The organism is Janthinobacterium svalbardense (assembly GCF_002327145.1).
GTDB lineage: Bacteria > Pseudomonadota > Gammaproteobacteria > Burkholderiales > Burkholderiaceae_D > Janthinobacterium > Janthinobacterium tructae.
The window spans coordinates 5435096-5461184 of record NZ_CP023422.1 but is presented as its reverse complement, the minus strand read 5'-3'; the positions used below and the strand labels follow the sequence as shown (position 1 = coordinate 5461184).

The following is a 26089-nucleotide window of genomic DNA, read 5'->3' as shown; positions in this document are numbered from 1 at the left end:
AAGGCAGATTTTGCGCCAGCTTTTGCCTGGCGCTGTCAGGGCGATGCTTTACCTGATTTTGCTCGGAAAAGCGGCGCTTTTATTCACTTTTCATCAGGCTGTCGCGTAACTGGTTCAGTTGTTGTTTCATGTCCACAACCTGCTCCACGCTGCAGTGGCTGGCCGTCAGGATGGCTTCGGGCAGCAGGGCCGCTTCATGGCGCAACTGGTCGCCTTGCTGGGTGAGGGAAATGATGACCTGGCGCTCGTCGCTGGCGGCACGCGCACGCGTCAACAGGCCGGCTTGCTCCATGCGCTTGAGCAGGGGCGTCAGGGTGGCCGAGTCGAGGAACAGGCGCTCGCCCACTTCCGACACCGTCAAGCCGTCGCGCTCCCACAGCACCATCATCACCAGGTATTGCGAATACGTGAGACCGAGTTTACGCAGCAGCTTGCGATACAGCTTGTTCATGGCGAGTGAGGTCGAGTACAGCGCAAAGCACAGCTGGCTGTCCAGGCGCGGCACCTGGTGCAAGGGGTTGGGGGAAGTGGTGGTATCCATGGGCACAGTATATATAGCGCGCTATTTAATTGCAATGCGCGGCGCCTACCCGGCGTAGCGCGTGCGCAGCAGGGCGAGCATGGCCACATTCTGTTCCCATGCATCGCTGACGGGCTGCTGCGTGTACGGCAGCGTTTGCAGGTAGGGCGCGGGACCGAATTCCGGCGTGAACGTCATGCGCTCGGCGCCGGCCGCGCGGCGCAGGGCGACGATGGCATCCCACCACGCCAGGTGGGCGTCCAGCGCTGCCTTGGCTTCCGGCGCGCGGAAGTCGGCCATCTGCGGCCCCTGCGCATGGCCCACGCGCGCGTGCACATGGCGCACCAGCGGCAGTACCTGCGCCAGGGTCTGCGGCTGGTCTTCCAGCAGCGATTCGCAGGCGCAGCACCAGTGCGACAGGTCGGCCGTCAAGGGCAGCCCGGGGTACTGCTGCAGATACGGCAGCAGCAGCATCGGGTGGCCGCTGAAACGGCTGCGGTGAATTTCATGCACGATGGGCACGCCGTGCTTTTCCGAGATGGCGGCGGCCAGGTCGAGCAACTGCGCGTTTTGCGCCTGGCTGTAGTAATCCTTGCCCGTGTGCGTGTTGACCAGCACGGGGCGGGCCAGGCAGGCATTCTCCAGCAGTTCCGCCAGGGCGGCGCGGTGCAGATCGAAGTCGCTGTGGAACACGGTTTCCCACTGCGCGGCGATCAGTTGCAGGCCCGCCTTGGCGATGCGGTCCGTCCATTCCTCGCGCAGGGCCGCGTCCAGCGGCAGCGACATTTCGATGCCGTCGAAGCCGGCCGCCAGCACCTTGTCGATGAAGACCTCGGGCGCCAGCTCGTTATTGCCCCAGTGGGCGGCGAAGACGTCGATGCGCATCAGACGAAGCCCCGCACGGGGAACGCCGCGTCGCGCTGGATCCAGTTGTGGGCCGCGTATTCCGTCTGGCCATCGGTGGCGTGCAAGGTGTAGGCGTGACGCGAGACGGGCGAGCGGTTAGGCGCGCTGTAATGGGGCAGCAAGCCGTGGAAGCAGACCAGGGCGCCCGCCTTCACTTCCAGCGGCACGGCCGTGCTGTCGTCGGGCCAGGGCATGGCGTCGAGTTTTTCCACGCGCACGGCGTCGCCGTTGCGGATGAAGCGTTCGCGCAGGGGGCCGCGGTGGCCGCCCGGTTCGGCCCACAGGCAGCCGTTGTCCAGGGTCGCGTCTTCCAGCGCGAACCAGAACGTGGTCACGCTGATGGGCGTGGTTTCGAAGTAGGTGGCATCCTGGTGCCAGCGCACTTCGCCGCCGATGCCGGGCTGTTTAAATATGTACATCGATTGCCAGACTTGCGCGTCCGCCAGGCCCAAGTCGCGCGCCACCTCGGCCAGTTTCGGGTCGGCCGAAAAGGCGCGGAAGACGGGGTCCAGGTCATGCATGGCATGGCCGATCTTGTTGATCGACAGTGATTTTGCCTGCTTCAGCTGGCCGTCCGCGCCGAACGCCTCTTCCTCGAAGAAGCAGCGGATGGTGTTGTCGGAGGCGAGAAAATAATCGTTGGTGTTCTTCGCCTGATCGCGCGTGGTGAAGATGGACTGGCTGACGCTGGGATCGAATTCGTTGACAATCTGCTCGGCGCGCGCGCGCAAGGCGGCGATTTCGTCCGCACCCTTGAAATCGGGCAGGATGATGTAGCCATCGCGTTGGTATTGCTCTTGTTGTTCGATCGTTAGCATGGCGGCGGCTCCGGAGGTCAAGGGAAAGCGCCATTGTAGGATGGGGACAGTGCGCAAACAATCGCCCAGCGGTTGACAGATTGTCGTCAAAACGCAGACAATCTTTGACATGGATCAACTAAAAGCGATGGAAATCTTTGTCGAAGTGGCGCGCCAGCGCAGCTTCACCGTGGCCGGGCAGCGCCTGGGCCTGACGCGCGCCATGGTCAGCAAGACCATCATGCAGCTGGAAGAACGCCTGCATGCGCGCCTGCTGCACCGTTCCACGCGCGAAGTGAGTCTGACGGACGCGGGCCGCGCCTACCTGGCGCCGTGCATGGCGACCGTCAGCCAGGCGCAGGAAGCGGCGCGCATGGTGGCGCACGTGGCGCAGACGGGAGCGGGGGCGGAGCTGGCCGGGCCGCTGCGCATCCAGGCGCCATCGAGTTTCGGCAGCGCGTGGCTGGCCGATGCCGTCGCCCGTTTCAGCCTGCTGCACCGGCAGGTGCGGGCCGAGTTGTTTGTCGACGATGCCCTGCTCGACCCGATACGCCACGGCTTTGACTTGACCATCCGCGTGGGCGGCATCCCGGACAGCAGCGCGCTGGCCATGCGCCCGCTGGCGCCCTGCCGCGCCGTGCTGTGCGCCAGCCCCGCCTATCTGGCGCAATGGGGCGTGCCGCAGACGCCGCAAGAGCTATTGAAGCACCAGTGCCTGCATTTCAGCCACCTGACCGATGGCACGCACTGGCATTTCCAGCGGGGAGAGGGAGAACAGCGCGAGGAAGTGGGCGTGCACGTGCAGGCGGGCTTCACGGCGAACAACGGGCTGGTGCTGCACCAGGCGGCGTTGCGGGGGCTTGGCATCGTCTACAGCACCACCTTCCTCGCCTGGCGCAATCTGCTCGATGGCAGCCTGCTGCCCGTGCTGCCCGGCTGGGAGCTGCCGCTGAATCATTTGAGCGCGCTGTATCCGGCCAGCCGGCAAATGTCGCCGAAGGTGCGCGCGCTGATCGATTTCCTGGTGGCCGAATACCAGCCCGTGCCGCCGTGGGACCGCGAGCTGGCAGCGGCCGGATTTTTTAGTTGAAGGCGACGGGTTCCAGCGTCCATGCGCCGTCCGCGTACACACGCTCGTCGTCCAGGTAAACGGCCTCGGTGACGGCGAAGATGTCGACGTGGTAGCGCGCATCCTTGCGCTTGAACTGCGGCTTGGTGTAGACGCCGTGCTTGGCGCCCAGCGACAGGTGGATGCCGCACATGCGTTCATACGTGCCGATGTCGTTGACCAGCTGCTCGCGCGAAAAGGCGCGGTTCATGCCGAAGCCCAGTTCGCGCACCCACACCTCGCCCTCATGCGCGCGGATGATTTCCAGCATGGCGGTAAATTCCGGCGTGGCGTTTTCCGTGCCCGTGACTCTGCCCTTGTCGATGATCAGGGTGATTGGCGTGTCGGGGCGGTTGACCATGAACTGGGTGTCGCCAAAGACGAAGATGCGCACGCGCCCGTTCACCGCTTCCAGGTCCTGCGCTTCCGTAAACACTTCGCCCAGGGGGAACTGGCCGCCGATATTGTTCATCCCCGCGTAATCGCCGATATTGAGTTTGGCCGATTCGAAGGGCGAGGCGAAGACCAGCTGCTCGCCGCCGCTGTCGATCATGCCATGATGGGCGCGATCGATGCGCGCTTTCAGTGCATGGCCCACGCCGCGATAATAGGCGGGGTCGTAGGCCAGCGAAGCGATGTAGTGCAGTCCCTGCACGCCGGGCATGCGCGACAGATGCACGTGTTCGATCACTTTCAGGCCCCGCTTGAACAGCTCGATGCGGATACGGAACGCTTCCAGGCGGAAGCTGGTCGACTGGATCAGCACGACGAGGCTGCCGGCGGGCAGTTCGGCAAACGCGGCCAGCACGGCGTCGGGCGTGACCTCGTCGAAATCGATGAAGCTCGCGTCCGGCAAGGCCTGGCGATACGCTTGCGTCAGCACGACATTGAGCCAGCTGCGCTTGTCGCAGACGATCAGGGCCGGTTCGTCCGGGCGGTGGCAGATGGCCATGGCCAGCAAGTCGGCCACGTTTTGCGCGGCCACTTCGGTGGCGGCGGCGCTGATGGCGTCGAGCCGGCTGGTGTCATTCTCTGGAAGCGTCATGGTGCGAAGGTGGGGGACGTGAAGTAATCGCAGCATTATAAGGCGATTGCCGCCGGGCACACTATTCCCCATCCGGCGGAGGACAGGCGGCTGCCGCGTCCCTGATTATCTTGTGTAGTGCTTTACGGCAATGTATTATTTGATAAATGGTAAGGCAGCGAGCCTGGAAGCGGCCCGGCGCAGCGGCAAACGCACGCATGCGCATGGCGGAACGTTTTCAGTGATGCAGGGACAACAAGCCAGCAGGCGATGATGAAGAGTGTGATGTGATGAGCATAATCGGACAAGATATTCCCATGGAGCGGCCGGATACGGATGGACGCGCCGCCGTGTTCGTTCCCGTCACGGGCGTCAAGGAAGATGTCCTGTTGACCATACGCAAGGGGGCAGCCATCGTCGGCTTTGCCAACCACGACCGCACCATCACCGTGTATTTTGAAAGCAACCGTTTTGACGATCCCGTGCTGGCCAAGTGGGAGCACAAGGCGCGCAAGGCCTACGACCGCCTGGTCGACAATGCGCCCACCGTGTCGAAACTGACCACCAGCCCCGCCAATTTCGAGCAGATCGGTTATATCAATGGCAAGGGCATCACCATCCGCCGCATGGAAAGCCTGCAACGCTGGCTCGCGTACTCGGATGCGATGGAGTCTTGCCCGGCAACGGATATCATTGCGCGCACGGTGATTGCAAAAGTTGATTCCGTCAAGGTGTAAGAGCCGTTGATAAAACGCCCCTGAACCTTTGCTCTGCCGTTCTCGGCGACTCCCCTGATACCACGATAATATTGGCTCTGTCCCCTGTTTACCAGAGGCAGAGCTTTTTTTGGTCGGTATCAAGGCGCTGGAACTCGCTGCGGGTGTGCCGTTGTGGTATGCGCGTAAGGTAATATTGCGGCAGAACGCAGTGGAATGACTCCAGGAAAAGGTTGGAATGTGCTTGAAACAGTGAATGACGTTTGCATCAACGCCGCTTGCGGCCGGACCTTGCCGCTGCGCCTGGCGCATTGCCCGTTTTGCGGCGCGCGCCAGGTGGCTGCAGCGCCTGTTCTGGAGAAAGTGCCAGCGCCGCCGCCGCTGCCGCGCATGCCACCGCCGGTGCCCGTCGCCCCGCCCGTTCCTGCACCGCAAGCCGCGCCTCAGCCCGCTCCCGCTCCCCAGCCCGTCCTGCCACCGGCTGCCGCACCCGCACCCGCAGCGGCGCCAGCCAAGGCGCCGCCCGCCAAGCCTGCCATCAAGGGTTCGGTGCCGCCGCCACGCCCGCCCGTGCGCTTGCGCACGTGGATCGCAGCGGCCGTGGTGCTGACCGGTATCTGGTTCTTCAACAAGCCCGCCGACAAGCCAGCCAGCGTGGCGGAACAGGTCGAGGCCGCCACTGCGCTGGCGGCGCAGTGCGACCTGGACGGGGCGCGCAGTGGGCTGGCCGTGCTGAAAAGCGCCAGGGCGCCCGCCGCGCAGATCAAGCGCTTGCAGGCGAACATCACCAAGTCCGCCGCCGCGTGCGAGCGGCAACAGCAGCGGGCACAGGCGTGGACGGCGCTGCAGGACAGTGTCAACCAGGCGCTCGATGCGGGCAAGCCGGAGCTGGCCGCCACGCGCCTGGCCATCTACGTGAAGCGCTGGGGCGATGATCCCGATACGCTGGAACTCGATGCCAAAGTAAAAGTGGCGCAAGCCAGCGCCCAGCTCGACCTGGCCGACGCTTGCCTGGCGAAAAGCGACCGGGTCTGCCTGGAAAACAGCCTGATCGCCGCCGAGCACTACAAGCGGCCGGAACTGGCGGCGCGCACGCAGGCGCTGCGCACGGCATTGTCGCAATTGCTCGAACGTTCGCTGCTCGACGCGGTCCCAACCCCTGCCCCCGGCCAGTAGCGCCATCAGGTAAAACGCCCGCCGCGTTCAAGCCGGGCGGGCGCACTTTCCGCAGCCTTACTCTTGCGGCACCAGCGCCAGCGCCGCGCTGAAGTCGCCCATCGGCTTGCCGCCGTTGGCCACCAGCGCCTTGTCGCGCGTGCTCAGGCCGTCGAGTACGGGCAGGGCGAAGCGGTGCGTGATGGCGCGCAGGATCGAGGCCGAATCGTATTGTGTATGATCAACCAATCCCTTTTTCACGTACGGCGAGACGAGGATGGCCGGCACGCGCGTGCCCGGACCCCAGCGGTCGCCCTTCGGCGGCGCGGCGTGATCATAAAAGCCGCCGTTTTCATCGTAAGTGACGATGACCAGCATGTTTTTCCACTGCGGACTCTTTTTCAGCTGGGCGATGACACTGGCGATATGCGCGTCGCCATCGGCCACGCTGGCGTAGCCAGGGTGCTGGTTCAAATTGCCCTGCGGCTTATAGAAGGCCACGGGCGGCAGCTTGCCGGCACTGGCATCGCTGAGGAACTGGCTGTCGAAGTCGCGCAGGTGGGCGGCGCGGTAGGCTGGCGCCTTCACCGGGTCCATGTTGGCAAAATAGTTAAACGGCTGGTGGTGGAACTGGAAGTTCGGCGGATTCGGGAAGCTGCCGGCGCGCGCGCTGGCCGTGGCCAGGGTCGTCGTATCCTTCCAGGCGCCCGCATACCAGGCCCAGTCGATGTTCTTGCCAGAGAGCAAGTCGCCGATATTCGTCTGCGTTTGCGGCGGCAGGGTGTTGGCCTTGCCCGTGTCCGCATACAGCTTGCTGCTGTCGCCCGAGGCGGGCGCATTGCTGCTGGGCTGGAACGGCGGCTGCATGGTGTTGACGGCATAAAATATGCCCGTGCTGTCGGCCGGCGTCAGCGCGCCGTCGTTGGCATACGCGGGCGCGCCGTTCAGGACGGTGGTCGGCGCCGTGGCCGACGGCGTCAGGCGCACGAAGTTGCCGTTGGCGTCGACGTCGATCTTGGCAATCGATCCCTTGGCCACCGAGGTGTCGGCGTTCGGATACGTGGGCGCGCAGGCGCAGATCAGGTACTGGTGCGTGAGAAAGGAGCCGCCAAAGGCGCCGATGAACAGATTGTCGGCCAGCGCATATTGTTTGGCGATGTCCCACAGCTGCATCTTGCTGCCGTCGTAATAGCCCATGGACAGGCCGCCCGCATCCGAATACGCGGCGAACTTGTCGTTGGCGCCGCCGTTGATCTGCATCTGGTTGTTGTAGAAGCGGTGCACCAGGTCGCGCGTGATGACCGATTGCGGCAGGTACAGGGGGCTGCTGGCGTCATCGATCTGGAACGGCTTGTTGGGCAAATTGGCCGATTGCGCCTGGGTGATGACGGTGCTCTGGCCGGCCGCCGTCATGCCGCCCCAGGTGGGTGGCAGCACGGGCAGGGTGCTGCCGTCATAGTCTTTCTGCGGCACATAGGCGGTGCTGGCGGTGGGGTTGACGCCCGGCACGCCGTTCGCGCCGGGGAACAGGCCGTACAAATTGTCGAAACCGCGGTTTTCCGCGTAGATGACGACGATGGTCTGGATGTTGTTCAGCGCCAGGGCGCTGTTCAGGGCGGCCAGCGCGTCGGCGGGCGCCGCCTGTGTGCTGGCGCTGGCGATCAAGGCCGTCACGCTGACGTTTTCCGCCTTCAGTTTCGCCAGCTCGTCGCCGCTGGCCTTGTTGAAGTCCGATGCCAGGCCCGCTTCCGACACGCCCAGGCGCGCGGCCAGCTTGCTGCTGGCGGCCGTAAAGTCGCCGCCGTTGCCGTCCATGATTTGCGCCAGCTCCGTCGACAGGGCGCTGACGAAGGCGCTGTGTCCGGCGGGGGCGCGCAGCAGCAGTTTTTGCGCGACCTTGCTGCCCGCGTCGCCGATGGCGTCGTGGCGGATGGCGTCCGTGCCGATGCTTGCCAGCACGGCGCCCTGGCCGTCGAGCGTGTAGCTGCCGTCGGCGGCCGTGCGCACGGCCGCCGAGCCGCTGTCGCAGGTCAGCTTGGTCGTGCTGCTTTCCAGGCACACCTGGGCGTTTTCATAGTAGCTGCCGATGACCTGGCCCGTGATGTGGGGCGTGACGGCGTAGTCGCTGCCGCAGGCGGCCAGGCCCAGCGACAGTAGCAACGGCAGGGGCCGTAAAGAAGTGTTTGCGTGCGGTTTCATGTTCATGCCTTCTGGGTGGAAAACGTCGCATGCTAGGCAGGCAATATGTCAGCTGCGTGACATGTCAGCGTCTGTTACATGACGTAATGTACGAACTTGATACATGACGTTTTGCAGCGACTTGTCACGCAGTTGTCACATGCCGTTGCTACGCTGCCAGCCCATGATGAAAACGAACCTCTCCCTGCTGCTGGCCATGTGCGTGCTGTCCGCCTGCCAGCCCGCGCCGCAACAAGACGCGGGCGCGTATGCGCCCACCCTGAAACGCCAGCCTTCGGTGGCGGCAATGACGGCCATGGGCCGCGCCATGTTTTTCGAGCCCAGCCTGTCCGTGTCGGGCAAGCTGGCCTGCGCCAGCTGCCACAGTCCCGAACATGCGTACGGTCCGCCGAACGCGCTGGCGGTGCAGCTGGGCGGGCCGGAATTGAAGGATGCGGGCACGCGCGCCGCGCCCTCGCTGCGCTATATCCAGAACGCGCCGCCGTTTACCGAGCATTACCACGACGACGATGGCGACGACAGCGTCGACGCCGGGCCCACGGGCGGGCGCAACTGGGACGGCCGCGCCCAGTCCGGCCATGAACAGGCGCTCGCGCCCTTGTTGTCGCCGCGTGAGATGGGCAACCGCGATGCGGCGGCCGTGGTCGCCAAATTACGCGCCAGCCCGCTGGCGGCGCAGTTCCGCCAGACGTATGGCGCCGATATCTTCGAACAGCCGGGCCAGGCGCTGCGCTGGGCGCTGATGTCGCTGGAAGTGTTCCAGGAAAGCCCGTTGGACTTCTATCCCTATACCAGCAAGTACGATGCCGTGCTGCGCAAGCAGGCCAGCTTGACGCCGCAGGAAGCGCGCGGCCTGGCCCTGTTCAACGATGAACGCAAGGGAAATTGCGCCTCCTGCCACATCAGCCAGGTGAGTTCCGGCGGCGCCTTCCCCCAATTTACCGATTACGGCTTGATCAATATCGGCGTGCCGCGCAATGCCAGGCTGCCGGCGAATGGAGACCCGGCCTTCTTTGACCTTGGCTTGTGCGGCCCGGACCGCACCGACCTGATGGCGCACAAGGAATACTGCGGCAGCTTCAAGACGCCGTCCTTGCGCAACGTCGCCCTGCGCAAGGTGTTTTTCCACAATGGCAGCTTTGACAGCCTGGAGCAGGTGTTGCGTTTTTACGTGCAGCGCGACACGGCGCCGCAAAAGTGGTATCCGAAAGATAAAAACGGCAAGGTGCGCAAATACGACGATCTGCCGCCTGGCCTGGCAGCGAACGTGAATGTGGCTGCGCCGTTCGACCGCCAGCCGGGCCAGGCGCCGGCCCTGAACGAGCGGGAGATCGCCGACGTGATCGTTTTCCTGCACACCTTGACGGATGGCTATCAAGCGGCCCCTGCCACGCACTGAGCGGGATGCCAAAAAAATATCAAGATACCATTGCTTACAACTACGCCACAAAAGCCTGTTTTTATGTGCGTTAGCGCACGCTAGAAAATTTTAGGCAGGTGTATATTGCGAACTGATCTGTGTCTTTTGATAACAATGAAAGGGAATATCATGAAAGTAAGCAAAAATTGGATGACCGTGTGCGCCGCCGGGATGATGGTTGTGGCACTGGCTGCCTGCCAGAAGAAGGATGATGTCGCTGCCGGTCCTGCGGAACAAGCTGGCCAGAAGATCGATGCGGCCGCTGCCAAGGCTGAAGCCGACATCAAGGCCGCCGCTACCAAAGCCGATGCCGCCGTGAGCCAGGCCGCTTCCGAGACGGGCGCCAAGATGGACCATGTCGCCGCTGACGCCGACAAGAAAATGAGCGAAGCGGCCGATGCCGTCGGCAAGAAAGTGGAAAAAGCCGGCGAAAAGATGCAGGACGCCGCGCACAAGTAATCGTGCCAGGGCCGGTAGCTGCCGTCAGGTGATGGCAGTTGCCGCGACGCCATCACTGGCGCCTGCCTGCTTGCCATGCACCGCTGTCCCTGTATTGCTACTGTCCATTCCGTCCGTTCCCCCCAGCACCACGCTCAAATCGACAAAGCCGTCGCGCCAAGCGCGTTCCAGGTCTTGCTCCACCGCTTCCAGGGTCGTTCTTTCCACTTGCTGAAAACCGCGCAAGCCATACGCCCGGTTGCGCCCGTGCGCCTTGGCCAGGTACAGTGCCATGTCGATCAGGTTGACGCTGCGTTCCCACGTGAGCGGCCGTCCCAGCGGCGCCAGCGGATAGGGCGCAAAGCCCACGGACACGTGCACTTCGATGGTTTGTCCCTGGTAGTGGATGACTTGCGCCGCCATGCCGTTGAGGATGCGCCGCGCGATATCGTCGAGGCCGTCCCGCGCGACGGCGGGCAGGAAAGCGAGGAATTCCTCGCCGCCCCAGCGCACGATCATGTCCGTTTCGCGCAGCACGTCGTGCAAGGTTTCGGCGATCGTCGTCAGTACCAGGTCACCCGCCGCATGGCCGTAACGGTCGTTGATGTGCTTGAAATGGTCGACATCGAGCAGGAACAGTGCCCCCACGACATCGCCGCCGCTGGCAGACAGCGGCTTGCCTGCATGGCTGCGCATGAATTCCTGGAAATGGCGGCGGTTGTACAGGGCCGTCAGCGGGTCGCGCGAGCTCTGGCGCTTGAGTTCCTGGTTTTTCACCTTCAGCTGCACGTTCGCGTGGCGCACCTTGCGGTACAGCAAGCCGACGATGACGGACGCCATGGCCAGCACCAGCGCCAGCAGCCACCATACGCGCTGCTGCAGGCGGCGGTTGTCGATCTCGGTGCTTTTCAGCTGATTTTCGCGGCTGAGCAGCTCGATCTGGCGCTGCTTCTTTTCCGCCTCATACTTTTCTTGCAATTCATACACGGCCTTTTGCCGCTGCTTTTCGAACAGCTGGTTGGAAATGCCCCGCTCGCGGTGGTAGGCCGTGACGGCACCGCGCATGTCGCCCGCCTTTTCCAGCGCCATGCCGTACTCCAGCAGCACGGCCTGCATGTCCGGCTGGTTGGCCGTGCGTTCGTAGTAGGCCAGGCCCGTGGCCACGCTTTGCTTGCCTTCCTGCAAGCGTCCCTGGCCGATCAGCGCCTGGCCGATGTTCAGGCGTGCCGTCGCCTCCACTTGTTCATTGTTGACCTGGCGAGCCGCCGTGATGGCTTCATGCGCATGGCGCAGCGCGCGCGCGTAGTCGCCTTCTTTCAGATAGCTGTCCGACAGATTGACGAGGGTAACGGCAACCATGCCGCGGGCGTCCAGCTGGCGTTCCAGCGCCAGGGCCGCCAGCAGGGCGCGCTGGCCCCGTTGCGGCTGCTGCGCGTCGAGTGCCAGCCCGTACTCCGTATTCTTCGCCTGCGCCATGCGACCCGGCGATGCCAGGGTGGCGCAGACGGCCAGCAGCTCGTCCAGTGTCTTGAATCCCTGCTTGTATTCGCGCATCTGCGTGTACAGCAGGGTGAGGGCATTCAGGGCAGCGGCCAGGCTGGAGGGGGAATTGCTCTGGCGCGCCAGGTCGACGGCCGCCTGCAGCTTGGCCAGCGCAAACGGGAAATTGCCTTCCTCGGCCCACGACTGGCCCGCGCTGATGGTGGCCTGCACGCGCACGGGCAGGTCATCCGTGCGGTTGGCGATCTTTTCCGCTTCGAAGGCCAGCAGATGCGAGGCGTGGCCTTCGTTCCTGGCAAACGTGATGTAGGCCTTGCTGAGTATGCCTTTCGCCAGCGCCACGTCGCTCTTGTTCATGCGGGCGTAGGCGATCAGTTCTTCGGCCAGCTGCATGGCGATATCGTTCTGCCCCAGGCGCATGCGGGCGTTGCTCAGCTGGGCAAGGAATTCCGCGCGCACGGGCAGGGGCGCGCTGCGCGCCTGCGTTTCCACCTCTTGCAGGCGCTGCAGCGCGCGCGCGGGCACGAAACGGCCATCTTCGCGCACGGCGGCGATATGCTGCTCAAGGTTGCCGACCTGGGCCTGGACGGCAGGCGGCAGCAGGCAGGCCAATACCAGCAGCCAATGCGCCCTTCGCCACGATGCCCGTGTGTGTCTGCCTGCCAACGTCCCGCCCCCGCAATGACCATGCCTGTTTACAACGATTATATGATGTTGCAATCAAGAAATATCATGGCATGTGCAGATTTTTGCGAAAGTGCACACTTTGGCTGCATGTCAGCGCAGGGCCAGGGCGGCCGTGGCCGGCGGGCTGCCTTTCAGGCGGAAGATGGCGACGGCCTCGATCAGGGCTTGCGCCTGTTCCTGCAGGCTTTCGGCCGCGGCGGCCGCCTGCTCGACCAGGGCGGCGTTCTGTTGCGTGATGTTGTCCATCTGCGTGACCGCCTGGTTGACCTCGCTGATGCCCGCGCTTTGCTCGTGGCTGGCGCTGGTGATTTCGCTCATGATGGCGGCCACTTTCTGGATCGATTCCACCACCAGCGCCATGGTGCGCCCCGCCTCGTCGACCAGCTTGCTACCGGCGTCGACCCGTTCCACGGAGGCGCCGATCAGGGTCTTGATTTCCTGGGCGGCGGCAGCGCTGCGGTGGGCCAGGCTGCGCACCTCGCCGGCGACGACGGCGAAGCCGCGTCCCTGTTCGCCGGCCCGTGCCGCCTCGACGGCGGCGTTCAAGGCCAGGATGTTGGTCTGGAAGGCGATGCCGTCGATGACGCCGATGATATCGGCGATCTGGCTCGAACTTTCCTTGATGGCGCCCATCGTGTTGACCACCTGGGCGACGACGGCGCCGCCCTGCACGGCGACGGCCGAGGCGGTGGCGGCCAGCTGGTTTGCCTCGCCGGCGTTGCTGGCGTTTTGCCGCACCGTCGCCGTCAGCGTTTCCATCGAACTGGCCGTTTCTTCGAGGGAACTGGCTTGCGCTTCAGTACGCGCCGACAGGTCGGCATTGCCCAGCGCGATTTCGTGCGTGGCGACCGACATTTCGCCGGTGCTGTTGCGGATGTCGCCGATCAGCCCCGTCAGGTTGGCGTTGATGGTGTTCATCGCGTGGAGCAGCACGCCGATTTCGTCGGCCCGTTCGATGACGGCATCGATGCTCAGGTCGCCGCCGGCGATCAATTGCGCCGTGGCGATCGCCTGGTCCAGATTGCGCTTGATGTGGCGGTACACGAGGAACAGGCACAGCAGCGAAACCATGACCGACACCAGCAGCACGCCGACGGTGACGGAATAGGCCGCCATGGTGCCGCCCGTCGCCGTCTGCACGGCCGCGCTCGTGCGCTGGTCGAGCAGCGTGAGAAATTCATTCACCGGCTGCATGATCTTGCCCTTGTTGCGGTGGTATTGGGCATCATGCATGATGGTGCGGGCCATTTCCAGGTCGGGCGGACCCTTCTTGGTAAAGTTGCCGCTGCCGTCGTCGAACAAGCCCTTGACGGCGTTCATGGCGATCACCTCGGTCTTCACCAGGCCGTCGGAATTGGTCTGGGCCTCTTGCAGTTTGGCGAATTCCTGCTCGCTGAAGCCGGCTTTGCGCATCAGCTCGGCCAGTGGCACGCTGGGGCCCGTCGACGCCGGCACCGGCATGCCCGCCGCCACGAAGTCCCAGTAGATGCGCTCGTAGTGGGCGGGGCGCGGCTTCTTGCCGTTGCGGATGTCGAGGATGTCCATGTATTGCTGCTCGTAGCTGGCGTCGCCCGTGACGACGTAGGTGCGGGCCAGCCGTGTCAGGTCGTCCGAGCTTTGCCGCAATTCATCGGCCAGCAGATAGGATTGGAAGCGCGTTTCAGTGACCTGGTTCGCTTCAGCCTGTTTGGTGGCGACGCGGAACAGAGCCAGCAGGCTGACGATGGAGAGCGCCAGGCTAAGCAGGAAGATGGCGGCAAAGATATTCCTGATCGACAGTTTGCTGCGCATGGCGTCCCCCGGAAGTGTGGTTGGGGCCGTCGGCGCTGCCCGCCAGATGAATATACTCCCGTCCGTACGGCATTTTTAATGCCGTACAGAAAAAAAGCGGCGCCGCGCAACGGCGCCCTGTGCCTATCACACTGCCAGTTGCTGCAGCAGGTACAGGCGCTGGTACAAACCGCCCTCGATCTGCATCAGTTCCTCGTGCGGCCCCGCTTCCGTGATGCGGCCGTGGTTCAGCACGATGATACGGTCGGCTTCGCGAATCGTCGACAGGCGGTGCGCGATGGCGATGATGGTCACCTTGCCGCGCAATTCATTCAGGGCCAGCTGCACGATCTGCTCGGTCTGGCTATCGATGCGCGAGGTTGCCTCGTCCAGCAGCAAAATGCGCGGCTGGCCGGCCAGCGCGCGGGCAATCGCGATCAGCTGTTTCTGCCCCGACGACAGGCGCGAGCCGCCTTCGCCCAGCGGCGTATCGTAGCCGTGTTCCAGCGCGGCGATGAAGTCGTGCGCATGCGCGGCGCGCGCCGCCGTCTCGATCTGCGCCTGCGTGTAGCCGCGGCCCATGTCGATGTTTTCGCGCGCCGAGGCGGCCAGCAGGAAGGGGTCTTGCGGCACCAGGCCCACGTCGGCGCGGAAGTGCTCGTTGTCGATGCTGTCGAGGGCGACGCCATTGATGGCGATGCTGCCCTGCGTGACGGGGTAAAAGCGCAGCAGCAGCGAGAGCAAAGTCGACTTGCCGCTGCCCGTGTGGCCGACGATGCCAAAAAACGCGCCTTGCGGAATGCTCAGCGACAGCTCGTGCAGCACGGGCTGGTTTTCCACGTAGGCGAAGGTCAGGCGCGCGATGTCGACGGCGGGCACGTCGCTGTCCGCTGTCGCCTGCCGCAGGGCCGGTGTTTCCCTTCCCTGCGCGTGTTCCAGCGCCTGCGCTTCGTCCAGCAGGGCCGAGACGCGTGCCGTCGCCACCACCGACTGCTGCAGCTGGCTGAACTGCATGGTTATCTGGATCAGCGGCTCGATCACGCGCGCGATATAGCTGATGAACGCATACAGCACGCCCACTTCCAGGGCGCCCATCTCGCGCTGGCCGAAGCTGAAGATGACGACGGCCAGCAGCACGATATTGAGCATGTCGAGCGCGGGGCGCAGCAGCCAGGCGTTGGCGCGCAATTCCTGCATGCGCGCCGTGTAGTGGTCCTGGTTGATGCCCGTGAAGCGCGCGCCGAAGCGTTTTTCCGCGTTATTCGCCTGCAGCACGCTCATGCCGCCGATCGATTCGGCGATTTGCCCATTGATCTCGCTGCGCAGGGCGCGCGCGCGCGTGACGGCCGGCGCGCTCCAGCGCTGGTACAAAAAGACGATCACCAGCACGGCCGGCAGCAGGGCCAGCACGATCAGCATCAAACGCCAGTCGAGGAAGGCCATGGCGGCCATGGTGCCGACCAGCACGATGGAGCTGTCGAGGATGACGAACAACACCTGCACGTACAGCGATTTCACTGCTTCCGTGTCGTTGGTGACGCGGCTGACCAATTGCCCCGTGATGGCGCGGTCGAAAAAGGCCATGGGCAGGCGCAGTACGTGTTGATACACGGTTTCGCGCAGGCGCTGCACCGAGCGCATGGCCAGGCCAGACAAACGCACCAGCTGCAAATAGCGCAGGCCGGAAGCGACCCAGCCCGTCAGCAGGCAGCCGCCCAGCAGCAGCGACATGCGCGTCCAGTCCAGGTTACGCGGCAGCAGATGCTGGTCGATCAGGGCCTTGCCCAAAATCGGCCCCGTCACTTCCAGCGCGGCGGCGAGGATCAGCCAGAAGGTGGCCCAGTATAAATGGCGCAGATCGGGTGCGGCGGCGCGGCGCAGCAGGCCGATCGCTTGCGCGGCCTGGCGGCGCACGGATGGCGTGGTGGTGGTGGCTTGGTCGGTCTTAGATGGCATTGAGGCTGGCCTCCAGTTGTTGATAGCGCCACTGGCTGGCGTACCAGCCGTCGCGCTGCATCAGCGCGTCGTGGCTGCCCGTTTCCGTCACATGGCCATCGCGCAGCACCAAAATCAGGTCGGCGTTGACGACGGCGCTCAGGCGGTGGCTGGCGATGATGGCGCTGCGCTCGGGGCGCTTGCGGCGCAGTTCTTCCAGGTGCTGCAGGATGCGCGTTTCCGTGCCCGTGTCGACGGCGGATAAAGCATCGTCGAGCAGCAGCAGGCCGTTGTCGGCCAGGAGGGCGCGCGCGATCGCCACGCGCTGGCGCTGGCCGCCGGACAGGGTGATGCCCTTTTCGCCCACGTGCGTTTGATAGCCGTCCGGGAATTGCAGGATATCGTCATGGATGTCGGCCAGCTGCGCCGCCCGTTCCACGTCCTCGCGCGTGGCGCCGGGACGGGCCAGGGCGATATTGTCGGCGATGCTGGCGGAGAACAGGAACGACTCCTGCGGCACCCAGCTGATGGCCGCGCGCAGCGCATGCAGGGTGTACGCATCGAGCGGCTGGCCACTCCAGGTGGCCGTGCCCGATTGCGGCGTGACCTGGCGCAGCAGCACGCGCAGCAGGGTCGACTTGCCGCTGCCCGTGGGACCGACCAGGCCCAGGGTCTGGCCCGGCTGCAACAGCAGCGAAATGCCGGACAGGGCCGGCGCCGTCTGGCCCGCGTAGGCGAAGCCGATGTCCCTCAGTTGCAGGGGGCCGGGCTTCAAGGATGCAATCGTGCCATGGTCGTCGATGGCCAGCGGTGCATCTAACATGGGTTGCAGCCGCTGCCAGGCGGCGCGGCCCCGTTCGATCAGCGAGAGCACCCAGCCGGCGGCGAACATGGGCCAGATCAGCTGGCCCAGATACATGGAAAAGCTGGTCAGCGCGCCAATGGTCAGCTGGTCTTGCCACACCAGGTAGCCGCCCAGGCCCAGGGTCAGCGCCGTGGCGGCCGTCAGGGTCAGGCCGACGGCCGGTTCATACGCCGCTTCCCAGCGCTGTGCCGTCAGGCTGGCGTTGGCTGCATGGCCGGCCAGGGTGGAGAACTGGGCGCTGCTGCGCTCTTCCAGGCCCAGCGCGCGCAGGGTGCGCACGCCCGACAAGGACTCTTGCACATGGTCGTTCAGCGCGGAAAAGCGTTGCAGCGAATCGGTCGACGCCGTGTGGATATGGCTGGAGATGCGCCAGAAGGCCAGTCCCATCAGCGGGAAGGGCAAGAGGGCGATGCAGGCCAGGCGCCAGTCCACGCCCAGCAGCATGATGCCCAGCACCATCAGCAGGGTCAAGGTGCCGTCGAAGCCGGCCAGCATGGCTTCGCCGGCGGCCATTTCGATGGCGTCGATGTCGTTTGTCGCCAGCGCCATCAGGTCGCCCGTGCGCTGGTTCTGGTAAAAGGACGCGCCCTGTTGCGACATGCGCGTATAGAAGCGCGTGCGCAGCATCACGCCCAGCTGGTAGGCAGCCTTGAACAGGGTGATGCGCCAGCCCACGCGCAGAAAGTAAATGACGACGCCGACGGCGAGCAGGGTCAGCAGTTCCAGCCACAATTCGGCAGCCGTCATGCGGTGCGCGGCCAGCGCATCGATGATGGCGCCCACGCGGCGCGGGATCCAGACGGTCAGTGTCGCCACGCCGGTCAGCATGACGGCGGCGGCGGCATACGCCGGCCAATGCTGACGCACGAAGCCGGCGATGAGCCTCGATAAACTCATGGTTACCTTTTGTTTTGAGTAATGGGGTGTCGCGGGGCGGAAGGACGGGCACGCGGACGGAAAGTACGCGTAGGATACAACAAGGCGGAAAAGCGCGCTGTGGAGGGGCACGCAAAAAACGGGCCTTAGCCCGTTGTTTTGCTGCGTCAGTGGCGTGCGCGCGGCTTACTTGCGGCCGTTGCCTTTGCCGCTGCCCAGCATGTCGAGCTGTTTCGATGGCGTGCCCTTGGGCGCTGCCTTGGCTGCCGGCTTGGCGACGGGTGCTGGCGCGTGCTTCACGGCAACCTTGGTCACGGTCTTGCTGGCGGCGCTGGCCGGCTTGGCGACTGGTTTGCTGGAAGGAAATGGTTTCGCGGCAGGCTTGGCTGGCGCTGGTGCGGCGGCTTTCGCTGGCGCGGCGGCGGCGGGTACAGGTGCGGGTGCGGGCTTGGCCGCTTCCGGCTTGGCCACTGGCTTGGCGTCGACGGCTTTCACGGCGGGCTTGTCGGCGACCTTATCGGCAACCTTGGCCGGTGCTGCCGCTGGCTTGGCTGCTGGCGTAGCAACAGTGGCGGGGGCTGCCTTGGCGGCAGACTTGGCCACTTCGACAGGATTGGCTGGCGCAGGCTTGGCGGCGGGCGCAGGTGCTGCTGCCACTGGTGCCGGTGCCGGTGCGGCGGCCGGCTTGGACGCAGGCGCCACAGTAGCAGGTACAGCGGCCAGTGCCGGCTTGGCCGCTGCCGGGGCGGGGACGGCAGCAGGTGCGGCGGCATCGAGGCGGGCCTTGGCCGAGGCCAGCAATTCAGCCTGGGTGCTCGAGGCGATGCCGAACAGCTGGCGGCTGTATGCCAGCACGCTTTCGATATTCGGTTGCGCCTGGCTGGTGCTGTAGCTGAAGAAGTCGCGCGGGTCCTGCGTCGCCAGCAGGTGCTGCGCCGTTTCTGCCGTATGCGAGATGGCGGCCTTGCCTGCGTTCAGGTTCAGGGCGATGATTTTCTCGGCGCTTTCGAAGACTTTGTTGGTCAGGGTGCTGAAGATTTGCAGCTGGCTTTCCAGTTGCGACTTGGCGGCGCTGGAAAATTGTTCTGGAAGCGGAAACATATTTACTCCTTTGTACGGATTAAAATGCTGGCAAAACGCTCTGCAAAATCCCGAAAACCAGAGTTGGCCGCGTTTTGTAAAGTGGGTAGCGTGCTGAACAGCTAATCATGGACTTTTTATGATGCAACGCAATATGAATATTCTAGCGGTGATTCGAGTTAGTTGAAAGTTATTTTATTCAGGCCGTGTCGCGTGTCTTTGCCCTAATTCACGCGCTTGGCAGCATTTATGGGAAGTTTGCGCACGCGCAAGGTGTTGTCAGCGAATCTATGGTCAGGTTTTTGCCAGCGAGTATATTCGTGCACTGCAACATCCTTGAGCGAGAAGATGTCAATGCAGTGGAAGCAACAGATACCGTAGTCAACCGAAGGAGTGTCCGCATGGACCTAGTCATCCGCAATGCCAGCCTGCCCGACGGGCGCCGCGCCATCGATATCGCCATCGAGGGCGGCCGCATCGCTGCCGTCGGCCCCGCCTTGCCCGTGACGGGCGCGCAGGAGATCGACGCCGCCGGCGACCTGGTCACGCCGCCGTTCGTCGACGCCCATTTCCACATGGACGCCACGCTCAGCTACGGCTTGCCGCGCGTGAATGCCTCCGGCACCCTGCTCGAAGGCATCGCCCTGTGGGGCGAGCTGAAACCGCAGCTGACGCAGGACGCGCTGGTGCAACGCGCCTTGCAGTATTGCGACTGGGCCGTGGCGCGCGGCTTGCTGGCCATCCGCTCGCACGTCGATATCTGCGACCCGCGCCTGCTGGCCGTGGAAGCGCTGCTCGACGTCAAGCGGCAAGTGGCGCCGTATCTCGACCTGCAACTGGTGGCGTTCCCGCAGGATGGCATCCTGCGCAGTCCCGGCGCCTTCGACAATTTAAAGCGGTCGATTGCCATGGGCGTCGACGTGGTGGGCGGCATTCCGCATTTCGAGCGCAGCATGGCCGACGGTGCCGAATCGGTGCGCCTGCTGTGCGAATTCGCCTGCGAACAGGGTCTGATGGTGGACATGCATTGCGACGAGTCGGATGACCCGCTGTCGCGCCACATTGAAACGCTGGCCTTTCACAGCCAGCGCCTTGGCATGCAGGGCAGGGTGACGGGCTCGCACCTGACGTCCATGCATTCGATGGACAACTACTATGTGAGCAAACTGCTGCCGCTGATCCGCGAGGCGGGCGTGGCGGCGATTGCCAACCCCCTCATCAACATCACCCTGCAGGCGCGCCACGACACGTATCCGAAGCGGCGCGGCATGACGCGCGTGCCCGAGATGCTGGCCGCCGGCATTCCCGTCGCCTTTGGCCACGACTGCGTGATGGACCCGTGGTATAGCCTCGGCTCGGGCGACATGCTGGAAGTGGCGCACATGGGACTGCACGTGGCGCAGATGACGGGGCAACAAGCGATGCACGACTGCTTTTTGGCCGTGACCGAGACGCCGGCGCGCATCCTGGGGCTGGACGGCTATGGCATCGCACCCGGCTGCCACGCAGACTTGCTGATCCTCGATTGCAGCTCCACGGTGGAGGCGCTGCGGCTGCGCGCGGCGCGGCGCCTGGTACTGCGGCGCGGGAAAATCGTCAGCGAGGCGCCGCGCGCGCAATCGCGCCTGCACCTGCCGGGCCGGCCCGATAGCGTGAATTTCCGCCTGGGGCGCTGATACAATCGGCCATCACTTGTTATCGGGAGCAGCGCCTTGAAAGAAATTGATATCCGCCCGGCCCAGGAAGCCGACTTCGACGCCATGTGGCCGATTTTCCAGACCCTGGTGGCCGCTGGCGACACCTACACCTTCCCCGCCGATACCACGCGTGAAGCGTGCCACGCCTACTGGTTCGGCCCCGGCGTGCAAAGCTATGTCGCCGTGATGGGCAGCGAGCGCTTGCTGGGCATGTACAAGCTGGTGGCGAACCAGCCGGGTCATGGATCGCACGTGGCCAATGCCTCGTTCATGGTCGACCCGGCCGCGCAGGGCGTGGGCGTGGGTCGCATGCTGGGCGTGCACTGCATGGAAGAAGCGCGCCGCGCCGGCTACCTGGCGATGCAGTTCAACTTCGTCGTCAGCACCAACCTGGGCGCCGTCACCCTGTGGAAAAAGCTGGGCTTTTCCATCGTCGCTACCCTGCCGCTGGCCTACCGCCACGCGCACCTGGGCTATGTCGACGCCTACGTGATGTACCAGCTGCTCAGCGATCCGATGCAGTGGCCGGCATGAGCGGCGCCATGACCGAGCTGACAATCGAGCCGATCACCGTCATCGAAACGCCCCGCCTGCGCCTGCGCACCTTCACGCCCGAAGACGCGCCGTTCTACCTGGCGCTGATCAATGAGCCATCGTGGATCGCCAATATCGGCGACCGCAACATCCATACCGTGGAAGCGGCGCGCGCGGCGCTGGAGGCCGGTCCGATAGCGCAGTTCCGCGAGCATGGCTATTGCTTTTACATGATCGAGCGCCGCAGCGACGGCGTGGCCATGGGCATGGGCGGCATGATACGCCGCGACAGCCTGCCCGGTCCCGACATCGGCTACGCCATGCTGCCCGCCTACTGGGGCCAGGGTTATGCCTACGAGGCCGCCGCCGCCGTGGTGCGGCATGCGCAGCATGTGCTGCGCCTGCCCACCCTGTACGGCATCACCTCGCCGCAGAACCAGGCATCGATCCATTTGCTCAATAAACTGGGCTTGCGCTTCGAGCGCTTTTCGCGCCTGCCGCCGACGGGCAAGGATACCAATATCTACCGCAAGGATTTTCGTCAGGATTGAGGTGGCAAATCCATATTGGCGAAGTGAAACATAAGTGAAAAAAAGTATTTAGAAACCCGCGCCTTTTGTAGTGGTGATGCGCAGTCTTTGTTTTTATAGTTGGCATACCGGTGGAAAACCGCCGGACTATAAAAATGGAGACTCGTGATGAAAATCGTTACTGCTATTGCATGGGGCGCCCTCATGTCCGCCGGGTTTGCCGACGCCTCGGCGCAAAGTTGCTCGGTGCCCGTGCTCAAGGTGCTGGCGCAAAAAAGCCTGGGGCTGACGGTGATGGAAAAGACCCTGGCCGAGTATGAAAAGAAAAACGGCACCAAGGTCCAGATCAGCTATTTCGGCGAAAACGACCGCCGTTCCAAGGCCAGGCTCGACGCTTCGACCAAGGCCGGTTCTTACCAGATCTATTACATCGACGAAGCCAACGTGGCTGAATTCGCCACCGCTGGCTGGGTCGTGCCGCTGCTCAAATACCTGCCCAAGGACGCCGATTACGAGGACTTCCTGCCGGGCCGCCGCGCCGTCGCTTCCTACAAGGGCGTGGCGTATTTCGCGCCCCTGATCGGCGGCAGCGACTTCCTGTTCTACCGCCGCGACTTGCTGGAAAAGGCCGGTATCGCCGTGCCCAAGACGCTTGACGAACTGGTCGCCGCCGTGAAAAAACTGAATAACCCGCCCCATGTTTACGGCTGGGCGGCGCGCGGTCAGCGCGGCTCGGGCATGAATGTCTGGCGCTGGGCGCCGTTCATGCTGGCCGCCGGCGGCAAGTGGGAAAAGGATGGCGTGCCCACTTTCAATTCGCCGCAGGCCGTCAAGGCGACCACACTGTACCGCGAGCTGTTCAAGTATTCGCCGCCGGGCGGCCCCACCTACGACTGGAGCAATGCGCTCGAAGCGTTCAGGTCCGGCAAGGTGGCCTTCATGATCGAGTCGACGCCGTTCGCCGACTGGATGGAAGACCCGAAAAAATCCTCGGTGGTCGACAAGGTGGGCTATGTGCGTCCGCCGTCGCCGCTGCCGTCGGCCGCTTACGGTCACGGCCTGGCCATCTCCGCCACGGGCGCGAAGGATGAATGCACGCGCCAGGCGGCCGGCAAGTTCATTGCCTGGGCCACGGGCAAGGAGCAGGAACAGGCGCGCCTGAAGGACAATGTCTTCAGCGACTACAACCGCAGCAGCACCATCGCCAGCGAGTACTTCCGCAAGCACGTCAAGCCGCAGATCCAGGCGGGTCTGACGGACACCACGCCCGTCTCGCGCGTCACCATCTGGCCCAGCCCAGAGTGGCCGGACATCGGCGACAACCTGGGCGTCGTGTTGGAGGAGGTGTTTACGGGCACGCGCGGCGACGTGCAGAGCGCCCTCGACGAAGCGAATGAGTATGCGACCGAGGTGATGGCGCGGGCGAAGAAACGTAAATAACTTCTTTCACCCCAATACCTGAACAGCTGGGGTCGGACCCTCAGGGTCCGACCCCGGTATCTCTCCTTTGGGGTTAAAGCCAGCGCTTGCCTATCCTCGCCCGAAAGCTTTTCTATGCCACGCTCCATCCGTAAAAAACGCCACACCTGGCTGCCGGCGGTGTTCCTCACCCTGCCGCTGCTGGTCCTGCTGATACTGGGCCTGGTGCCCAGCATCGCCGCCATCAACCTGGCCTTGCAAAACCGCGTGCTGCGCTACAGCGACAGCGAGTACGTGGGCTTGGCCAATTTCCTGCGCCTGTTCGGCGACCGCCGCTTCCTCAATGCCGTGCAGGTGTCGGCCATCTGGGAAGTGGTCACCGTGGCCGGCTCGCTGATCGTCGGCGTGCTGCTGGCCGTGTTCCTGTTCGAGAGAATCAAGGGCCGCACGCGCGATCTTCTCGCGCTGCTGCTGATCGTGCCGGTGCTGCTGCCGCGCGTCTCGGCCGCCTTCATCTGGAAGTTCATGTATTCGCCCCTGATGGGCATTTTGAACTGGCTGCTGGAATGCGTGGGCCTGGGCGGCACGGCCCTGTTGTCCGATCCCGCCACGGCGCTGTATGCGGTGGCGCTGGTCGACATCTGGCAGTGGGGCCTGTTCTTCGGTGCCGTCATCCTGAAACTGCTGGAGACCCTGCCCACCGAACCGCTGGAAGCGGCGCGCCTCGATTACGCCGGCACTCTGCAGGTGTATGCGTATATCGCGCTGCCGATGCTGAAGGTGCCCATCATGAGCCTGGTGTTCATCAAGATGGTCGAGTCGCTGCGTTCCTTTGACCTGATCTACGTGATGACCAAGGGCGGCCCCGGCATCGCCACTGAAACGCTGGACATGTATGCGTATGCGCAAGGCATTGGCCTGATGGGCAAGGTCTCGTATGCGTCCAGCATGGCCGTGCTGATGATGCTGGCCACGACCGTCATCTTTACTTTACTCTGGAAGCGGGTCGCCAAATGGGAAAACTGACTATGACGCGCGGCCTGGGCGCCGTCGCCACCACCGCCGTCACCACCTTGATCGTGCTGGTGGCGCTGTTCCCCATCCTGTGGGCCGTGCTCAATTCCTTCAAGGAGTTGATGGATATCGTCACGCCCGTGCCGCGCTTTTTCTTCAGCCCGACGCTGGCCAACTACCAGCAGGTGCTGGCCAGCCCGGAAGTGCTGACGGGGCTGGGCAACAGCGTGGCCATTGTCGGCCTGGCCGTGTTGCTGGGCGCCGTGCTGGGCGTGCCGGCAGCGTATGCGATCGCCCGCTATCCGATCCCGGCGAAGAAGGATATCCAGTTCTTCCTGCTCTCCCTGCGCTTCCTGCCGCCGGTCGCCGTCGCCATTCCCCTGATCTCGATCTGGATCGACCTGGGCCTGTATGACTCGCGCCTGTCGATGGTGGTGACGTATCTGCTGGTGACCCTGTCGACCATCATCTGGCTGTCGATTCCCGCCTTTGCGCGCATCCCGAAAGAGATCGAGGAAGCGGCGGCGCTGGATGGCTACAGCCCTTACCAGGTGTTCTGGCACGTGGCCCTGCCGGTGGCCTCGAAGACCCTGATGGGTGGCATCGTCTTCAGCTTCGTGCTGGTCTGGAATGAGCTGATGATCGCGCTGGCGCTCACCTCGTCGAAGAGCATGACCCTGCCCGTGGTGGCGTCGGCGTTTACCTCGATGGGCCAGGAAGTGCCATGGGGCGTGGTGAACGCGTCCACCGTGCTGCTGGCGCTGCCGCCACTGCTGTTCGTCGGCATCCTGGGACGGCTGCTCAACTCCATGCTCAAACATAAATAAATATAAATAAACAAAAACAAGGAAACCATCATGCAAGCACTCGTACTGGAACAGGCGGAAAAAATCACCTTGCGCGACATCGACATGCCGCTCGTCGTCGGCGTGCGCGACGTGAAAATCAAGATACACACGGTGGGCATCTGCGGCAGCGATGTGCATTATTTCAAACATGGCAAGATCGGCCCCTTCGCCGTCGAAGCGCCCATGGTGCTGGGCCACGAGGCTTCCGGCGTGGTGGCCGAAGTGGGCGCGGAAGTCACGCATCTGGCAGTGGGCGACCGCGTCTGCATGGAACCGGGCGTGCCGCAGTTTGATTCGCCGGCCACCATGCGCGGCCTGTACAACCTGGACCCGGCCGTGCGCTTTTGGGCCACGCCGCCCATCCATGGCTGCCTCACGCCGTATGTGGTGCACCCGGCCGCGTTCACCTTCAAGCTGCCCGACAACGTCAGCTTCGGCGAAGGCGCCATCGTCGAACCGCTGGCCATCGGTCTGCAGGCGGCCAAGAAGGCAGCCATCAAGCCGGGCGATGTGGCGGTGGTGATCGGCGCCGGCACCATCGGCGCGATGACTGCCCTGGCGGCGCTGGCGGGCGGCTGCTCGCGCGTGATCCTGGCCGACCTGGTGCCGGAAAAACTGGCGCTGTTCGCCGATAACGCCGCCGTGACCACGCTCGACGTGCGCCAGGCCAGCCTGTTTGATACCGTGCGCGAGCTGACGCAAGGCTGGGGCGCCGACATCGTCTTCGAGGCCAGCGGCAGCATGCGCGCCTACGACGGCATCATCGACCTGCTGTGCCCCAACGGCTGCCTGGTACTGGTCGGCATGCCGCCCGATAAGGTGCCCTTCGATATCGTCGCCATCCAGGCCAAGGAAGCGCGCATCGAGTCCGTGTTCCGCTACGCGAACATCTTCCCGCGCGCCATCGCGCTGCTGGCCTCGGGCAAGATCGACGTGAAACCCTTCATCTCGCGCACCTTCGACTTCGCCGACGGCGTGCGGGCGTTCGAGGAGGCGGCCAAGGGCCACCCGCACGACGTCAAGATCCAAATTGAACTGGCAGGGGAATAAT

The 26089-nt window shown here is 64.1% G+C and carries 22 protein-coding genes; 12 read left to right on the top strand and 10 right to left on the bottom strand.

What is annotated here, in order from left to right; genetic code table 11:
* Positions 1–79 precede the first annotated feature (79 nt).
* From CNX70_RS24310 to CNX70_RS24300, 3 genes are read right to left on the bottom strand one after another with little or no spacing between them, the layout of a single operon-like run.
* On the bottom strand, positions 80–541 hold the full coding sequence (locus CNX70_RS24310; RefSeq protein ID WP_096237643.1) for a MarR family winged helix-turn-helix transcriptional regulator: 462 nt from the start codon (positions 539–541) through the stop codon (positions 80–82).
* Positions 542–586: 45 nt separating this feature from the next.
* Positions 587–1405: a sugar phosphate isomerase/epimerase family protein gene (locus CNX70_RS24305; RefSeq protein ID WP_096237642.1), complete on the bottom strand. Its 819-nt coding sequence runs from the start codon at positions 1403–1405 to the stop codon at positions 587–589.
* Positions 1405–2244, bottom strand: coding sequence for a phytanoyl-CoA dioxygenase family protein (locus tag CNX70_RS24300; RefSeq protein ID WP_096237641.1), 840 nt, complete (start codon positions 2242–2244; stop codon positions 1405–1407). Before CNX70_RS24300 ends, CNX70_RS24305 begins: the two co-directional genes overlap by 1 nt.
* A 109-nt stretch (positions 2245–2353) precedes the next feature.
* Between CNX70_RS24300 and CNX70_RS24295 the strand changes: the two genes are divergently transcribed.
* Complete coding sequence (locus CNX70_RS24295) at positions 2354–3313, top strand: LysR family transcriptional regulator (protein WP_244198943.1); 960 nt, start codon at positions 2354–2356, stop codon at positions 3311–3313.
* Here the strand turns inward: CNX70_RS24295 and CNX70_RS24290 are convergent.
* Positions 3306–4376 (bottom strand): M29 family metallopeptidase, encoded by a 1071-nt coding sequence (locus CNX70_RS24290; protein WP_096237639.1) that lies wholly within the window; start codon positions 4374–4376, stop codon positions 3306–3308. The two genes, CNX70_RS24295 and CNX70_RS24290, sit on opposite strands and share 8 nt — an antisense overlap.
* A 296-nt stretch (positions 4377–4672) precedes the next feature.
* Between CNX70_RS24290 and CNX70_RS24285 the strand changes: the two genes are divergently transcribed.
* Both CNX70_RS24285 and CNX70_RS24280 read left to right on the top strand, forming a co-directional pair.
* On the top strand, positions 4673–5092 hold the full coding sequence (locus CNX70_RS24285; protein ID WP_096237638.1) for a hypothetical protein: 420 nt from the start codon (positions 4673–4675) through the stop codon (positions 5090–5092).
* A 219-nt stretch (positions 5093–5311) separates the two neighbouring features.
* Complete coding sequence (locus CNX70_RS24280; RefSeq protein WP_157751258.1) at positions 5312–6247, top strand: hypothetical protein; 936 nt, start codon at positions 5312–5314, stop codon at positions 6245–6247.
* A gap of 57 nt (positions 6248–6304) precedes the next feature.
* Here the strand turns inward: CNX70_RS24280 and acpA are convergent, their stop codons facing one another.
* Positions 6305–8425, bottom strand: coding sequence for an acid phosphatase (acpA, locus tag CNX70_RS24275; RefSeq protein WP_096238662.1), 2121 nt, complete (start codon positions 8423–8425; stop codon positions 6305–6307).
* A 163-nt stretch (positions 8426–8588) separates the two neighbouring features.
* Between acpA and CNX70_RS24270 the strand changes: the two genes are divergently transcribed.
* The gene (locus tag CNX70_RS24270) at positions 8589–9824 is read left to right on the top strand and encodes a cytochrome-c peroxidase (RefSeq protein ID WP_425269209.1); all 1236 of its coding nucleotides are present in this window, start codon (positions 8589–8591) and stop codon (positions 9822–9824) included.
* Between the two features lie 150 nt (positions 9825–9974).
* On the top strand, positions 9975–10304 hold the full coding sequence (locus CNX70_RS24265; protein ID WP_096237636.1) for a hypothetical protein: 330 nt from the start codon (positions 9975–9977) through the stop codon (positions 10302–10304).
* 24 nt (positions 10305–10328) lie between these two features.
* Here CNX70_RS24265 and CNX70_RS24260 read toward each other — a convergent pair whose 3' ends face one another.
* From CNX70_RS24260 to CNX70_RS24240, 5 genes are all read right to left on the bottom strand, one after another.
* On the bottom strand, positions 10329–12395 hold the full coding sequence (locus CNX70_RS24260) for a sensor domain-containing diguanylate cyclase (protein WP_244198942.1): 2067 nt from the start codon (positions 12393–12395) through the stop codon (positions 10329–10331).
* A 165-nt stretch (positions 12396–12560) separates the two neighbouring features.
* Positions 12561–14261 carry a methyl-accepting chemotaxis protein gene (locus tag CNX70_RS24255; protein ID WP_096237635.1) on the bottom strand — a complete coding sequence of 567 codons (1701 nt, stop codon included), beginning with the start codon at positions 14259–14261 and terminating at the stop codon, positions 12561–12563.
* Between the two features lie 126 nt (positions 14262–14387).
* Entirely contained in the window at positions 14388–16196 is a 1809-nt protein-coding gene (locus CNX70_RS24250; protein WP_096237634.1) for an ABC transporter ATP-binding protein, read from the bottom strand.
* Positions 16186–17937 (bottom strand): ABC transporter ATP-binding protein, encoded by a 1752-nt coding sequence (locus CNX70_RS24245; RefSeq protein WP_096237633.1) that lies wholly within the window; start codon positions 17935–17937, stop codon positions 16186–16188. Before CNX70_RS24245 ends, CNX70_RS24250 begins: the two co-directional genes overlap by 11 nt.
* Positions 17938–18102: 165 nt before the next feature.
* Positions 18103–19017 (bottom strand): phasin family protein, encoded by a 915-nt coding sequence (locus CNX70_RS24240; RefSeq protein ID WP_096237632.1) that lies wholly within the window; start codon positions 19015–19017, stop codon positions 18103–18105.
* Positions 19018–19397: 380 nt separating this feature from the next.
* On the opposite strand from CNX70_RS24240, the gene CNX70_RS24235 reads away from it, so the two are divergent.
* From CNX70_RS24235 to CNX70_RS24205, 7 genes are all read left to right on the top strand, one after another.
* On the top strand, positions 19398–20672 hold the full coding sequence (locus tag CNX70_RS24235; protein WP_096237631.1) for an amidohydrolase family protein: 1275 nt from the start codon (positions 19398–19400) through the stop codon (positions 20670–20672).
* A 36-nt stretch (positions 20673–20708) separates the two neighbouring features.
* Positions 20709–21227, top strand: a complete 519-nt coding sequence (locus tag CNX70_RS24230; protein ID WP_096237630.1) for a GNAT family N-acetyltransferase — start codon at positions 20709–20711, stop codon at positions 21225–21227.
* Positions 21228–21235: 8 nt separating this feature from the next.
* Positions 21236–21778 carry a GNAT family N-acetyltransferase gene (locus tag CNX70_RS24225; RefSeq protein ID WP_244198941.1) on the top strand — a complete coding sequence of 181 codons (543 nt, stop codon included), beginning with the start codon at positions 21236–21238 and terminating at the stop codon, positions 21776–21778.
* Positions 21779–21925: 147 nt separating this feature from the next.
* Entirely contained in the window at positions 21926–23197 is a 1272-nt protein-coding gene (locus CNX70_RS24220; protein WP_096237629.1) for an ABC transporter substrate-binding protein, read from the top strand.
* A gap of 114 nt (positions 23198–23311) precedes the next feature.
* A complete protein-coding gene (locus tag CNX70_RS24215; protein ID WP_096237628.1) occupies positions 23312–24202 on the top strand; it encodes a carbohydrate ABC transporter permease in 891 nt (296 codons plus the stop codon).
* Positions 24190–25017: a carbohydrate ABC transporter permease gene (locus CNX70_RS24210; protein ID WP_096237627.1), complete on the top strand. Its 828-nt coding sequence runs from the start codon at positions 24190–24192 to the stop codon at positions 25015–25017. The genes CNX70_RS24215 and CNX70_RS24210 overlap by 13 nt, the downstream gene beginning before the upstream one ends.
* 30 nt (positions 25018–25047) lie before the next feature.
* Positions 25048–26088, top strand: coding sequence for an NAD(P)-dependent alcohol dehydrogenase (locus tag CNX70_RS24205; RefSeq protein WP_096237626.1), 1041 nt, complete (start codon positions 25048–25050; stop codon positions 26086–26088).
* Position 26089: the final 1 nt, after the last annotated feature.